The organism is Collinsella sp. An2, assembly GCF_002160065.1.
Taxonomy (GTDB): domain Bacteria; phylum Actinomycetota; class Coriobacteriia; order Coriobacteriales; family Coriobacteriaceae; genus Limicola.
The window spans coordinates 1-13,303 of the sequence record NZ_NFJW01000018.1 but is presented as its reverse complement, the minus strand read 5'-3'; the positions used below and the strand labels follow the sequence as shown (position 1 = coordinate 13,303).

The window sequence follows — 13,303 nt, the reverse complement described above, 5'->3', positions numbered from 1 at the left end:
TTTTACTGCTCCCGCTTGACGACGACCGCCACGAAGAAGCCCTCGTAGTCTTGCGTGGGGCATACGGTCAGCGTTCCCTCAAGGCTGTTCGGCAGGGTGGGGATGGAGCCGTCGGCTGCTGCTTGCACGATGGCGCGCAGGCTATCGGACGCGAGCGCGCGGCGGGCTGCGGGGTCGATGTTGTCGCCCGTGTCGGCGGCCTCAAGGTTGTCCAGAGTCAGCGGTACCACCGTGCAGTCACGATGACGTTTGAGCGCAGCCGTTAGCTGTTCTTCGTTTTCCTGAGGAAGAATCGAGCACGTCGAGTAGACCAGCTTGTCGCCCGGCTTGAGTACGTCGAGCGCGCGGTCCAGCAGCGCGCGCTGGGATTTCATCACCTTGGCCAGAAGGGCCGGCGTGACGTGTTTGCAGGCACGTCGATCGCCGGCGCGCACGGTACCGGTGCCGGTGCACGGCGCGTCGAGCAGAATCTGGTCGAACGAGAAGAACTTGTCCAGGCGGCGGGCATCGCAACGCATGACGTTGACGTTGTGGATGCTCAGCTTGTTCAGGTTGTGCTCGAGCTTTTCGGCGCGCGGCACGCTCATTTCGCAGGCAGTGATGTGTGCCTTGCTGCAGAGCGCTGCCATCTGAGACGTCTTTCCGCCGGGGGCGGCGCACATGTCCAGCACGTCTGCCTTAGGGCGCGGAGCCAGCACAAGGGGCGGAATCATGGACGAGAGACTCTGCAGATAGATCTTGCCGTCCTGATAGATGGGCAGCTCCCACACCGACCGCTCGGAGGCGTCGGGGAGCACAAAGGCATCCTCGTACCAGGGAACCTCATGCCAGGATATGCGTGCCTGGTCGAGGGCCAAAGCCACCTCGTCGCGCGTGGCCACCAGCGTGTTGGCACGCAGGGTGACCGGACGCTTCTGTGCGACTTCGAAGCCCGTGCGGATACGAGCTTCGTCCTCGGTGCCGTAGTGCTTGGGAAGCTCCTCTACGAGCAGCTGGGGAATCTCGTCGTTGCGTTTGTCCATGGCTGTTGCGGTGGTTTCGTCCATACCCCATCCTTCATCGCGCGGTTGTGGGCATAGTAGCACGGGTAAGTGGTGCGGGCGAGTGGTTCGGCTGAGTCTCTCGACGCTTGTCCCGGATGCAAGTTACGCGCGCTCGATGAAGGCTGCGTGCGCTTGACGAAAGTTACGTGCGCCCAACGAAAGTTGCGTGCGCGATTCGGCCAGATGAACCCCTATTTTTAGAGAAAAATGGACTATACGGGTACGCAATTTCAACTGGGTGCACGCAACGTGTGAAAGGGGTACGCAATTCCGGCGGACGGGCGTGCGGTGAGCGCCCCGACCGCAGCAACACACTCTTACAGCAAGATGCCGCCCACGATAAGCACCACGCAAAGCACGAAAGCTGCTACGTCGATGGCGTGGAACGGATAGCGCTTGTACGAGCTTGCGCGGGTGCGCAGGTAGAAGCCGCGCTGCTCGGCGGCAAGGGCCGTCGCGTCGGTCTTTCCCACCGAGGAGATGAGCAGAGGAATGCAAAGCGGCAGCATGAGCTGCAGCTTCTTGATGGGGTTCGAGGTGTCGTATTCCACGCCACGCGCTGTCTGCGCTTCGGTGATTGCGTTCATCTCCTGGCTGAACACGGGCACAAAGCGAAGCGCCGTGGTGAAGGTGAACGCGTACTTATACGGCACGTGCAGAACCTCGACGCAGGCGTTGGCCAGGTCGGTGATTTTGGTCACCATGAGCATGAGCACAAGCGGCAGGGCGATGCCCAAAAGGCGCAACGCCATCTTGGCCGCTGCGGTCATGCCGCCCACGGTGATAAAGCCCCAGAGCACCGGTCCCTCGTGTACAAAGACTGTTTGCAACACGAACATGATAATCGCCAGGGGCACCAAGAGCTTGAGCAGCGATGCCAGGCGCCCCGCGGCGTGCACATAGATGCCCAGGCAGAAGGTGAGCGCCAAGAGTGCGATGAGCAGCGCAAAGGTATTGGCGAGAAACGTCGCGATGATGATGCTCGCGGCAAGGGCAAGCTTGGTGACCGGGTTCAGGCGGTGCAGGAGCGTGCGCCCGGGGATGTAATCAATCACGTTAACCATGCTGGACCAGCTCCTTTACCATGCGGGCAACATCGGCTACCTCGCTTACGCCGTGGAGCGCAGGCGAGACGGTGCGCGCCAGGCGCTCGGTGAGTTCGATGACCTGCGGCGGCGCGATGCAAGCGGCGCGCATGAGGTCGGGGTCGGTGAAGACGTCGAGCGTGGCGCCCGAGCCCTGGATGCGGCCGTTTGCCATAACCATGGCGCGGTCGGCAAAGTCAGAGACGACCTCCATGTCGTGGCAGACCATGAGCACCGCGGTGCCCTGCTGGGCCATCTGGGAGACCGTTTCCATCACCGTCATGCATTCACGGTAGTCGAGGCCGCTCGTAGGCTCGTCAAGCACGATGACCTCGGGCTCGACCACGATGACCGAGGCAAGGGCGACCATCTGGCGCTGTCCACGCGAGAGCGAGAACGGCGGCTCGTCAAGGGGTAGGCCGAAGCGCTCCGCGGCCACACGGGCGCGGCCGCGCGCTTCAGCGGGAGAGACGCCCGCAAGCTCAAGACCAAAGGCGATCTCGTCGAGTACGGTGTCCTTGCAGATTTGATGGTCGGGATCTTGGAAGAGCGTGGCTACATGGCGCGCGATCTGGCTGGTGCGCGCGGTCCGCGTGTCGAGCCCGGCCACCGTCACATGACCGGACGATGGTTTGAGCAGGCCGTTCAACAGCTTGGTGGCCGTGGTTTTGCCGGCTCCGTTCTGGCCGATGAGGGCGAGTGTCTCGCCGGGATAGAGCGAGAAGGTGAGGTTGTTCACCGAGGCGCCGCCGCCCGGATAGCTGAAAGTGACGTCGTCAAAGGTAACTATGGGGTCCTGACCGGCGGCATTGCGGGGAGAGGTAGCCGGTGCGCAGCGACCGGATTCTGCGGGGGCCGCGGCAGCGGACGCAGCACTAGCGGTCGAAGGCGTTGTTGCCGCGGATGTGGAGCCTGCGCTCTCAGAAACCTCTCTGTCGGCGCCGCGTGCTGTCACCAATCCCTCGATAAGCCTTGCCGCTTCGTTCACGGTGAGGCAGGGCGTGGCGGGGCACAGGCCCGCGGCGGCCAGGCTGTTGGACACGCGCACGGTGCGCGGACTGTCGACGCCGATCCGGCGCAGCTCCTCAGTATGCGAAAACACCTGGGCGGGCGTGCCGACAAGCTCGACGCGTCCTTCGTGCATCACTGCTACGCGCTCGCAGTACTCAGAGAGCAGCGCCACCTTTTGCTCCACGACCACCACGGTGATGCCCTCGCTTTGGTTGATGCGACGAAGCGTCTCGAAGACGGCGCGCGAGCTTTCAGGGTCGAGCGCGGCGGTGGGCTCGTCGAGCACGAGCACGCGCGGCTGCAGGGCCAGAATGGCGGCGATGGCGACCTTCTGTTTCTGGCCGCCCGAAAGCGTGGCGATCTCGCGATCGACGAGGTCGGCAATGCCCACGGTCTCGAGTGCCCACGAGACGCGACCGGGAATTTCGTCATGCGGCACGCCAAAGTTCTCGAGGCCAAAGAGCATCTCGTCCTCTACCACCGAGGCCACCATCTGCGCGTCGATGTCCTGAAGCACGCTGCCCACGGTGCGCGCGATGTCGGTGAGCGAGACGTCGCAGGTGTCCTGGCCGTCTACGCGCACCGCGCCAAAAAACTCCCCTGCATAGTGGTGGGGGATTGCGCCCGAAAGCGCCGAGCAGAGAGTTGATTTGCCGGCGCCGGAGGGACCGATGATGCCCAGGAACTCGCCCGGGGCAATGCCGAGCGTGATGTCGTTAAGCGAACGCTCGGGGGCTTCGGCGTATGCAAAGGATACGTGGTCGATGTCGATGATGTCCTGCATGAAAAAGCCTGTCTCGTGGAACGGATGAAGGGACAAAATTCGGTGCAGGCGCCAAGCTGAGCGAGACGCCCGCACCGGTTCGTGCGTGGTTGTCGTGCGGCGTTACCCGCGGGTGCGCTTAAGCGCATGGTTGAGCGGCACATACAGCACCTGGACCACGATAGCACAGAACACTGCGGTGCCCAGGACCGTGGGGAGCTTTGCAATAAAGAGCGCCGGCGCGGCACCGGTGACCACGTTGCCCAGGGCGGCAAAGAGCCCGCCCGAGACGAGCGTGGTTACAAAAGCCGAGACGAGCGGTGTGACGTTGCGACCGCCTACACGCAGATTGGGACGGGCCAGGAGTGCCATGATGACGGCGCTCACGGGCTCGGTGAGGAGGTTGAGCCCGGGGATGGAGGTGGTGAACTGCATGAGTGCGGCGGTGATGAGGCCGTAGAGGAGCGCCTGCGGCACCGTGGCGCGCGTGAGCAGAATGGCCAGCGCGTAGGCGGCGATGACGAACTGCGGCCGGATGCCTGTGGTGGCAAGCGCGGTGCCCACGGTGAGGTTGAGGATGAAGCCGGCGGCAAGCAGCACGGCTAGAAGGACGAGGGAGGGAAGGCTCACGAGTCCGTTGTCGTGGGCGGCGGTGGTAACGGTGCGGGCGGTGGTCTGAGCGGTCGGTTGCGGCATGAGGTATCAATCCCTTCGGCATGGGCGTTAGGTGAGGTAGGTTGTTGTTACCGATGGGCGGGGCCACGGTGTCGGCGGTATCTGCGTGCACGCGCTGCATAAATGCTACGGGCGCATGTGTTTGGCTATAGCTCCCGCTGCGTTTTCCGAGTCGTGCGAGCGGTGATGCGCGTGGCCCCAGCCCTTACGAAAACCGCCGGGGCGAACCCCGGCGGAAAGCGTGCTAGTCGGCGAGCTTGAGGGCCTTGCGGATAGGCAGGTAGAGCGCCTGGCAGAGGATGGCGTTAAAGACGGCCGTCGCAAAGACCACGGGGAGCATGGCGGCGGCGAGCTGGGCGGCGCCACCCACGAGCGCGATCTTGATGAGCATGAAGATGATGCCGGAGAGCGCCGTGGTCACGAAGGTGCCGATGAGCGGGATGACCTTCTTGGCGGGGGTGGCCATGCCGGCCTTGACGATGAGTGCCATCACCATGGCGGCGATGCCCTCGGCCGCAAAGTCGATGAACGGCGAGGTGGTGGTGATTTGAATCACCGCTGCCGAGATGAGGCCGATGATGAGCGCCTGGCCCAGGTTGGGACGCACGGCCAAGATGGTGAGGCAGAAGGCCGAGATGATGAACTCGGGGCTGATGGCACCGCCGGTGAGGCCACTGATGGCGCGGCCGACCGTGAAGTTGAGGATAAAGCCGGCGGCAAGGAGAATCGCAAGGAGGACGAGGCCGCGGATGTCGAGCTTGCCGCGGTCGGTGGTGGAGACGGTGCGGGCCTGGGCGGTGGTGTTCTGCTGGGACATGGTAATCAACCTTTCTGTGGGAAGCCGGCGGTACCGACGAAGTGTGTGACGTGGAGGAATGCCGCGAAGCGACGAGCGGAGGCGCGTGATGCGAATCTGGTCGGAGCGGAGAGCGGAAGAGAGGGGATAACAAAAAGGCCCCCGGTCTCCCGGGGGCCCGTACAGCCTGTCAAAAGATAGGCGTGATGGATCTCACCGTCGACCGACCATATTCACATCACGCCACCACCAGTTCATGCGAGCGGTGCAAAGTGCGTTCTTCATGCTGGTGACTCCTTTCGAGTGTATGGCGTAAGGCCGGTTCGAGTAGTTGAGGGCACTATAGCATAGCGAAGTGCCGACGCAATACTTCAGGGAAAAGATTGCCGATATGTTTCGGCGACCGGGCGCGTCGAGTTACCTTGAGGGGGCAGACGGCGCCGGGGGTGTGGGCGGCCTCTGGGCGGCGAGTGGCGTCGGGCGCGTGGGGCAGCCCCAAGGCAGTGCGTGGCGCCGGGCGCGCGGGGCGGCCCCGAGGCAGCGAATGGCAACCGGGCCGTCTGCCGGCACCGCGCCGTTTGGCCCTATGCCAGGTTCGAGAACTCGTCGATGATGATATCCAGGCATTTGGGCAGCACGCGCGCGCCAAACACGCCGGCGTTGTTGGGAATCACCTCGCCGTCAAACTGCATGCCGAGCGACGGCGTGCAGCTGATTTTGGCTTCCCTGGCCTGGAACATCTTGAAATTCGGGCGGCCCAGCCCCTTCCCGGCGGGATCGATGACGCCGGCAAGGGCTGTGGGCAGCAGGTCGACCAGGCGCGCCGGCTCCACCACGGCGATGTCCAGCAGGGCGTCGTCCATGCGGCAGCCGGGAAAGAGATTGATGTCGTTTTGGATGACCGCGGTGTTGGCCACCATGCACGAGATACCGTCGAGCTCGTCCACCACGCCGTCGTGCTCGATGGTGAAGTGAGCCACCTGCGGCTCGGGCGTCGAGAGCGCGGAGAGCACGTAGGCGATTTCGCCGATATCGCCTTTTGAAGGCGCGGCCTTCTGCATGATGGTGGCGTCGAAGCCCGATCCGGCAATGATGATAAAGCCGTGGCGGCGGATCTCGCCGTTCTCGTCTTTCCAGTACAGCTCTCCCATATCGACCTTAGCGGTGCGGCCCTCGCGGCACGCTTTGGCGAGCGCAGCCGCCTCGGGAGCGTTGCCGATGTTGGAAAAGAACAGGTTCGCCGTGCCGGAGGGGAAGATGAGCGTCGGCACGCCGCAGTCGCGCAGGCAATCGAGCGTGCTCGATACGGTGCCGTCTCCGCCCGAGACCACCACGCGGTCGAAGTCCGTGGCGTCTACCGTGGCGTCTTCGGGCTCCATGCCGTCGCCGATAAAGCGCATCACGATCTCGTCCCCGCCTTGTGCCAGCGTGTGTGCGAAGGTGTAGATTTCGTCCGATCGCGGGCCGGATGCGGGGTTGTGGATGATCAGGCAGCGCATAGCGTTCCGTTCTTCTTCTGGGGTTGCTATAGTTTCGGCGAACGTAGCGTATAGTTACAGTACGTTGAACGTAATCCTACCCCCGCAGCCGGCGGTGCAACCAAGGCGACAGGTGAGCATGTATATTTCCACAGTTGAAGATCTTCAGGCGTTCTGCGAACGAGCGCGGGCATTTCCTGCGGTCGCGGTCGATACCGAGTTTTTGCGCGAGCGCACCTATCATCCGCGTCTGTGCCTTGTCCAGGTGGCCACGCCCGAGGAGTGCGTAGCCATCGACCCGCTGGTTATCGACGACCTTTCTGCGCTTGCGAATCTCATGGGCGACGCGAACGTCGTCAAGGTCTTCCACGCGTGCACGCAGGATCTCGAGGTTCTGCTGCATGCGCTGGGCGTCCTGCCGACGCCGGTTTTTGACACGCAGGTGGCGGCGGCGTTTTTGGGCGAGCGCCTGCAGATCTCCTACAACGGGCTCGTGCATGCGTTTTGCGGGGTCACGCTGGCCAAGACCGAGTCGCTCACCGACTGGTCGCGCCGGCCCCTTTCGGCCAAGCAGCTCGACTATGCGCTCGACGACGTGCGTTATCTCATCGTCGCCTACCACGCCATGGTCGAGCGCCTGTCCGAGCGGGGTCGCATGTCCTGGGTGCTCGACGAGATGGCCCCCATCACCAACTGCGAGCACTATATCGTCGAGCCGCGGGAGATGTACAAGCGCGTGAAGCGGATCACCTCCTGCACGCGTCGGCAGCTTGCCGTGGCGCGAGAGCTAGCCGCTTGGCGTGAAGAGCGCGCCGAGCGCAGCAATATTCCCCGCAAGTGGGTCATGTCCGACGAGGTGCTGCTGGCGCTGGTGAAGCGCTCTCCGCGCGATGCGGCGGATTTCTGCAGCATCCGCGGAACCGAGCAGCTCTCCGAGGCGGACGTGAAGGGCGCGCTCGCGGCGATTGCCCGCGGCAGGAAGTGCCCGGCAGACCATCTGCCCGAGGTGGGGCATGCGCGCAAAGCCCCGTCGAGCGACCTCGAGAGCGTAAGCGACCTCATGTATGCGCTCATCCGTCTCATCTCCGAGCGCTCGGACGTTGCAACGGCCATGATCGCTTCGCGCGACGACCTGGTGGACTACGTCGACCACCCTGAACGCAGCCGCCTTCGCGAGGGCTGGCGCTTCGAGCTGGTGGGCTCGCAGCTTGACGACCTGCTTTCGGGCAACATGGGCCTCACGGTCAAAGATCGCCGCGTGGAGCTGCTCTAGCACCTTCGCTGCCTTATGGGCAGGTGTCTTCGTCGTCATGCGGACAGGGCCTGGGGCTCGACGCCGTTGTTTGCAGAAGTTGATGGCTTCGCGGCTCGGCTGGGTACAAGGTGGTGAACGGCGTTCATGTGACGCCGTGTACGGATTCAAGGAGTGAATACGCATGCCGCTGTATTACGGATTGGGCTACGGAATCGACATCAGCTACCTGATGCTCGTGATGGTGTCGCTGCTTTTGGGCGCGGCCACCCAGGGATACATCAACCGCACATACAAGACCTGGCTACGCGTCCCTTCCGACGGCCGGTCGGGCTCTGAGGTCGCGCGCCGCATGCTGGATGCGAATGGCTGCTCCGAGGTAGGCATCAAAAGCACGCCTGGCACCTTAAGCGACCATTACGACCCGCGCGACAACAATCTCTATCTCTCGCGCGACAACCTGTCGGGCGGGTCGGTTGCAAGCGTGGCCGTCGCCTGTCACGAGGCGGGACATGCCGTCCAGCGCGCGCAGGGCTATGCCTTCATGAAGTTTCGCCAGGCCCTTGTTCCGGTGGTCAACTTCACCCAGAACGTATGGATCCTTGTGTTTATTCTGGGTGTTGCCATGAACCTTGCCGGCATGCAGACGCTCGCGATTGCGCTCTTCGCGTTCTCGGTGATCTTCCAGCTGGTCACGCTGCCGGTCGAGTTCGATGCAAGCCGCCGCGCCGTGGCCTACATCGAAGAATCGGGCATGGGCGAGGTCAACGTGCGAGGCGCCCGCAAGGTGCTTGTGGCCGCTGCGCTGACGTATGTGGCGGCGGCTCTTACCTCGATCTTGCAGCTTATCTACCTGGTGAGCCGCACGCAGAACCGCCGGGACTAGGTGGTCGGTCGAAGCAGGGGAGCCGCGCCGGGCGAGGTCTGCCGGGGGCTGATCGGCCTGAGCCGGCGCGAGCCCCGCCGGCATGAGTCCCGTTGCCGCGGCGCTTGGGGGGCGGCTGCTTGCTTGCCGGGCGTTGTTTCGCTGCGGCGTGATGTTTGGGGTCTCGTCGCATGCGGGCGTGTCCGCACGACGGGCTAGGCTTGTCTCGAACGGCAATGAAAGGAGGGGGCGCATGGGCGCCTGGAATCTTACCGGCACGACGCCTGCATCAGAGGCGGCGCCCAAAGGCGACGCTCTTTCGGTGTCGCAGGCGGTCGAGATGGCCGCAGGGGCGCTTGATGCGCTGCCGCTGCTTACGGTGATCGGCGAGGTCACCGGTTTTCGTGGTCCTAACGCACGCAGCGGCCACTGCTATTTCCAGATTAAGGACGACGCGGCGGCGGTGGACTGCATCGTTTGGCGCGGCGTGTACGGCAAGCGTACCTTCGACCTGCGCGATGGCATGCAGGTGCAGTTCACAGGCAACTTCAATCTGTATAAGCCTACAGGCCGTATGAGCTTTGTTGCCAAGTCGTTTACCCTGGCGGGGGAGGGCTTGCTGCGCCAGCAGGTGGCGGCCCTTGCCGAGAAGCTGCGGCGTGAAGGCCTTATGGACGAGTCCCGCAAGCGTCGCATCCCGGCGTTTTGCTCGCGCGTCGCGGTGGTCACGTCGCTTTCCGGCGCTGTGATCGACGACGTCAAGCGCACGCTGCGACGTCGCAACCCGCTCGTCGAACTTGTCTGCGTGGGCGCGAAGGTGCAGGGCGAGGGTGCTCCGGCAGAGCTCATCGAGGGATTGCGCCGAGCGGCGGCGATCGAACCCGCGCCCGACTGTATCCTGCTCGTACGTGGCGGCGGCTCTTTCGAGGACCTCATGACCTTCAACGACGAGGCACTTGCCCGTGCGGTTGCCGATTGCCCGGTGCCCGTGGTTACGGGCATCGGCCACGAGCCGGATACCTCTATCTGCGACATGGTGAGCGACCGTCGATGCTCTACGCCTACGGCGGCTGCGGAGTCGGTGGCGCCTGCCATGGCGGATCTCGCCGAGCTGTTGGCGGCGCGCGAGCGCCGACTCGGTTCGGCGACGCAGGCGATCGTGCGCGGCGCCTCGAGCCAGGTGGATACGTTTGCCCGGCGCGTCGCGGCTGCTGCCACCGGCAGGCTCGGCCAGCTGCGCGCGGTGCTGGATGCGGCGGCGCGCCGGCCCTGCTTGCAGGACCCGACCTATGTGGTCGACCGGCGAGCGGCCGAGCTCGACCAGACGACCGACCGGCTTGCGGGCGTTATCGTTCGCGACCAGGCGCGTCACGCCGAGGTCGTGGCACGGCTGGTACCTCAGCTCATGGCCAGCACGTCGGGTTTTGCGGGAAAACGCCATGCGCTGGAGCTTGCCGCGTCTCGATTGGGGCATGAAGGACGCGCCCTGTTGTCTGCCCCTGCAGCAGCGCTGTCTTCGCAGGCCGCTTCGCTCGATGCACTCTCGCCGCTCAAGGTGCTTGCGCGCGGCTATTCCATCGCCTACAGCGACGCCGGGGTGGCCACGAGTGCAGCTGCGTTCAAGCCGGGGGCGACCATCCGCGTCGCCATGGCAGACGGCGAGGTGACGGGTACGGTTAACGACGTCCGTCCCGCCGAGGAGTCTGCTGGATAGAACTCGTTCATGCCTCGCTGCGCGCCCGCCGGCATCGAGGGCGCGCCTGAAACCACTGATACCGATGGAGGACCTGTCCTCTCAGATAGAAAGGGAAGAACATGGCAGATGTGAAACCGGTCGACGAGCTTACCTATAAAGAGGCGTCTCAGGAGCTCGAGCGCATCATCCGCGCGCTTGAGTCAGGCGACATGGAGCTTGAAGAGTCGCTTGCAAGCTACACGCGCGGCGTCGAGCTGCTCAAGAGCCTGCGCACGCGTCTGGCTGATGCCGAGCAGAAGGTCTCGGTGCTGCTGGCCGACGTCGACGGTATGGAGACCCTTGTTCCTGTCGAGGCTGCTGATACCTCTGACCAGCTGAGCTTTTAACGCTGAGCGTCCCGGCACGGGTTTGCGCGCCTCGGGCGGTGCGGATGCCGCTACACTCATGAGTATTGCAAGCGAGCTTGCCACTGCTCGCCCCCGGCATAGGCCGCCGCGCCCACGAAGAGAAGCGTGGCGGCGCGCCAGGGTGGGCGCTATGAGCGGCAAGGCGAAAGGAGTCCCCATGGATTGCATTTTCTGCAAGATCGCCAACCACGAGATCCCCTCGACCATCGTCTACGAAGACGACAAGGTGGTCGCCTTCGACGACCTGAATCCCCAGGCGCCGGTCCACACGCTGGTCATTCCCAAGGAGCATTACGAGAACATTATCGACGGCGTTCCCGGCGACGTCCTTGAGGCCATGACGCACGCGATCGGCGAGGTGGCAAAGATCAAGGGGCTGGACAAGGGCTTCCGTGTCATCGCCAACACCGGCGCCGCCGCCGGCCAGACGGTCATGCACTTCCATATGCACGTGCTGGGAGGCAAGGACCTGGGAGAGGGCCTTATCTAGTCATCACGCCGACGTCGGCCAAAGCGTTTGAGCGCTGCGCGCAGGCGGATGCATCCCGTCCGCTCGGGGGCGTGCTCGCCCCGGCAGGCTTGTGTACGTGTATCATAAGAGGGTGTGTTCTTTCCGCCTTCGGGGGCGGAACGATGTTTCCTATGAGGGGGAGTTCCATGAACGTTCTTGTCATCAACGCCGGCAGCTCGAGCCTGAAGTTCCAGCTGCTTGACACCAACACTCGCGAGGTCTTCGCCAAGGGCAACTGCGAGCGCATCGGTATCGAGGGCTCGTTTATCGGCTACACGGTTAACGGTGAGAAGAAGCAGCTCGACGTTGACATGCCCGATCACAAGACCGCGGTCAAGCACGTCTTCGAGATCCTGGAGGCCGTCGACAAGCCCATCGAGGGCATCGGCCACCGCGTGGTGCAGGGCGGCTGGTACTTCCCCGAGTCCAAGGTCGTCACCGACGAGACCCTGGGCTGGGTGCGCGAGGTCGCTCCGCTTGCCCCGCTGCACAACTACGCCGAGGCCGACGTTATCGAGATCTGCCGCGACATGTTCCCCGAGCTGGGCAACGTCATCGTCCCGGACACCGCGTTCCACTACAACATGCCCGAGCGCGCCTGGCGCTACGCCCTGCCGCGTGACGTCGTGGACAAGTATCACGTGCGCAAGTACGGCGCCCACGGCACGAGCCACCGCTACATTTGGCGCACCGTCGACGAGTTCACCAACCATGAGACCCATAAGCTCGTGAGCTGCCACCTGGGTTCCGGCGCCAGCCTCTGCGCCATCGAGGACGGCAAGTGCATGGACACCACCATGGGCCTCACCCCGCTCGACGGCCTCATCATGGGCACGCGCTGCGGTACCGTGGACCCCGCCACCGTCTTCTATCTCAATCGCGTGGGCGGCTACTCCATCGATGACATCGACACCATGATGAACAAGCAGTCCGGCCTGCTTGCCGTCTCCGGTGTGTCGAGCGACTCCCGTGACGTGCGCGAGGGTGCTGCCAACGGTGACGCCAACTGCCAGATGGCACTCGACATGTTCAACTATCGTGCCTCTCAGCTCATCGCCGAGATGGCCGCCTCCATGGAGGGCATGGACACCATGGCCTTCACCGCGGGCATCGGCGAGAACTCCGGCGAGATCCGCGCCGCCATCGTTGAGCGCCTGGGTTGGCTGGGCATCAAGATCGATCCGGAGCTCAACGACGTGCGTTCCGACGACCCGCGCGTCATCTCCACGCCCGATTCCAGCGTGAAGGTGCTCGTGGTGCCCACGAACGAGGAGCTCATGATTGCTCTCGACGTCGAGGCGCTGCTGGGTTAAGGCTTCGGCTGCGCGCGGTGCGCCACGTTGTGGCTGTGCCGACGCGCTTGCGCGCAGTGAAGGCGCGTTGACCATAGGGATTATTGTTGCAGGGCCGGCTGGCGATGACGTCGCTCGCCGGCCCTGCTGCATGCGTGGTCTTGACCGACAGGCTTTCGCATGGGGCGCATTTTCTGCCGTCGCATTGCTGCTCTGCTCCATGTCTTGACGCTTCGTCAACGCTCACGTATGTTCCGGAGTCAGCCCCGATTCTGAAGCAAAACTGAGCTTTGGCGAAAAAGACGGTTGCCGGTTGATTTTCAACCTCAGCGAAACGCTTTGAGCGATCAGGGCGTTTCCGCACCTAGCGCGACGGGGGCGCGCCCTTGCGGGCGGCCTTCCGGACGCGTCCCCGCAGGTGTAGGATTC

Annotated in this window: 12 protein-coding genes; 6 read left to right on the top strand and 6 right to left on the bottom strand. The window is 63.9% G+C overall.

The window, feature by feature from the left end:
• Positions 1-2 precede the first annotated feature (2 nt).
• The 6 genes from B5F33_RS09400 to B5F33_RS09375 all read right to left on the bottom strand — a co-directional run bounded on the left by B5F33_RS09400 (position 3) and on the right by B5F33_RS09375 (position 6,872).
• On the bottom strand, positions 3-1,046 hold the full coding sequence (locus B5F33_RS09400; RefSeq protein WP_239285021.1) for an RsmB/NOP family class I SAM-dependent RNA methyltransferase: 1,044 nt from the start codon (positions 1,044-1,046) through the stop codon (positions 3-5).
• Between the two features lie 314 nt (positions 1,047-1,360).
• The gene (locus tag B5F33_RS09395; protein WP_087411557.1) at positions 1,361-2,107 is read right to left on the bottom strand and encodes an energy-coupling factor transporter transmembrane component T; all 747 of its coding nucleotides are present in this window, start codon (positions 2,105-2,107) and stop codon (positions 1,361-1,363) included.
• Positions 2,100-3,923, bottom strand: a complete 1,824-nt coding sequence (locus B5F33_RS09390; protein WP_087411556.1) for an energy-coupling factor transporter ATPase — start codon at positions 3,921-3,923, stop codon at positions 2,100-2,102. Before B5F33_RS09390 ends, B5F33_RS09395 begins: the two co-directional genes overlap by 8 nt.
• Before the next feature lie 102 nt (positions 3,924-4,025).
• Positions 4,026-4,598: a tryptophan transporter gene (locus B5F33_RS09385; RefSeq protein WP_087411555.1), complete on the bottom strand. Its 573-nt coding sequence runs from the start codon at positions 4,596-4,598 to the stop codon at positions 4,026-4,028.
• A gap of 223 nt (positions 4,599-4,821) precedes the next feature.
• Entirely contained in the window at positions 4,822-5,394 is a 573-nt protein-coding gene (locus tag B5F33_RS09380; protein ID WP_087411554.1) for a hypothetical protein, read from the bottom strand.
• 563 nt (positions 5,395-5,957) lie between these two features.
• Positions 5,958-6,872: a diacylglycerol kinase family protein gene (locus tag B5F33_RS09375; protein WP_087411553.1), complete on the bottom strand. Its 915-nt coding sequence runs from the start codon at positions 6,870-6,872 to the stop codon at positions 5,958-5,960.
• 118 nt (positions 6,873-6,990) lie between these two features.
• Here B5F33_RS09375 and rnd point away from each other — a divergent pair, with 118 nt between their 5' ends.
• From rnd to B5F33_RS09345, 6 genes are all read left to right on the top strand, one after another.
• The gene (gene rnd / locus B5F33_RS09370) at positions 6,991-8,124 is read left to right on the top strand and encodes a ribonuclease D (RefSeq protein ID WP_087411552.1); all 1,134 of its coding nucleotides are present in this window, start codon (positions 6,991-6,993) and stop codon (positions 8,122-8,124) included.
• A gap of 163 nt (positions 8,125-8,287) precedes the next feature.
• Positions 8,288-8,989, top strand: a complete 702-nt coding sequence (locus B5F33_RS09365) for a zinc metallopeptidase (protein ID WP_087411551.1) — start codon at positions 8,288-8,290, stop codon at positions 8,987-8,989.
• Between the two features lie 232 nt (positions 8,990-9,221).
• Positions 9,222-10,682 (top strand): exodeoxyribonuclease VII large subunit, encoded by a 1,461-nt coding sequence (gene xseA / locus B5F33_RS09360; RefSeq protein ID WP_087411550.1) that lies wholly within the window; start codon positions 9,222-9,224, stop codon positions 10,680-10,682.
• 101 nt (positions 10,683-10,783) lie between these two features.
• The gene (xseB, locus tag B5F33_RS09355) at positions 10,784-11,050 is read left to right on the top strand and encodes an exodeoxyribonuclease VII small subunit (RefSeq protein ID WP_087411549.1); all 267 of its coding nucleotides are present in this window, start codon (positions 10,784-10,786) and stop codon (positions 11,048-11,050) included.
• 178 nt (positions 11,051-11,228) lie between these two features.
• Complete coding sequence (locus tag B5F33_RS09350) at positions 11,229-11,561, top strand: histidine triad nucleotide-binding protein (protein ID WP_087411548.1); 333 nt, start codon at positions 11,229-11,231, stop codon at positions 11,559-11,561.
• 167 nt (positions 11,562-11,728) lie between these two features.
• Positions 11,729-12,895 carry an acetate kinase gene (locus B5F33_RS09345; protein WP_087411547.1) on the top strand — a complete coding sequence of 389 codons (1,167 nt, stop codon included), beginning with the start codon at positions 11,729-11,731 and terminating at the stop codon, positions 12,893-12,895.
• Positions 12,896-13,303 lie beyond the last annotated feature (408 nt).

What these genes read in the sequence shown, in the direction of transcription:
- B5F33_RS09350 (WP_087411548.1), top strand. Translation starts at nt 11,229, where the DNA reads ATGGATTGCATTTTCTGCAAGATCGCCAACCACGAGATCCCCTCGACC.
- B5F33_RS09375 (WP_087411553.1), bottom strand. Translation starts at nt 6,872, where the DNA reads ATGCGCTGCCTGATCATCCACAACCCCGCATCCGGCCCGCGATCGGAC.
- B5F33_RS09345 (WP_087411547.1), top strand. Translation starts at nt 11,729, where the DNA reads ATGAACGTTCTTGTCATCAACGCCGGCAGCTCGAGCCTGAAGTTCCAG.
- B5F33_RS09400 (WP_239285021.1), bottom strand. Translation starts at nt 1,046, where the DNA reads ATGGACGAAACCACCGCAACAGCCATGGACAAACGCAACGACGAGATT.
- xseA (WP_087411550.1), top strand. Translation starts at nt 9,222, where the DNA reads ATGGGCGCCTGGAATCTTACCGGCACGACGCCTGCATCAGAGGCGGCG.
- B5F33_RS09365 (WP_087411551.1), top strand. Translation starts at nt 8,288, where the DNA reads ATGCCGCTGTATTACGGATTGGGCTACGGAATCGACATCAGCTACCTG.
- B5F33_RS09395 (WP_087411557.1), bottom strand. Translation starts at nt 2,107, where the DNA reads ATGGTTAACGTGATTGATTACATCCCCGGGCGCACGCTCCTGCACCGC.
- rnd (WP_087411552.1), top strand. Translation starts at nt 6,991, where the DNA reads ATGTATATTTCCACAGTTGAAGATCTTCAGGCGTTCTGCGAACGAGCG.
- B5F33_RS09390 (WP_087411556.1), bottom strand. Translation starts at nt 3,923, where the DNA reads ATGCAGGACATCATCGACATCGACCACGTATCCTTTGCATACGCCGAA.
- xseB (WP_087411549.1), top strand. Translation starts at nt 10,784, where the DNA reads ATGGCAGATGTGAAACCGGTCGACGAGCTTACCTATAAAGAGGCGTCT.
- B5F33_RS09380 (WP_087411554.1), bottom strand. Translation starts at nt 5,394, where the DNA reads ATGTCCCAGCAGAACACCACCGCCCAGGCCCGCACCGTCTCCACCACC.
- B5F33_RS09385 (WP_087411555.1), bottom strand. Translation starts at nt 4,598, where the DNA reads ATGCCGCAACCGACCGCTCAGACCACCGCCCGCACCGTTACCACCGCC.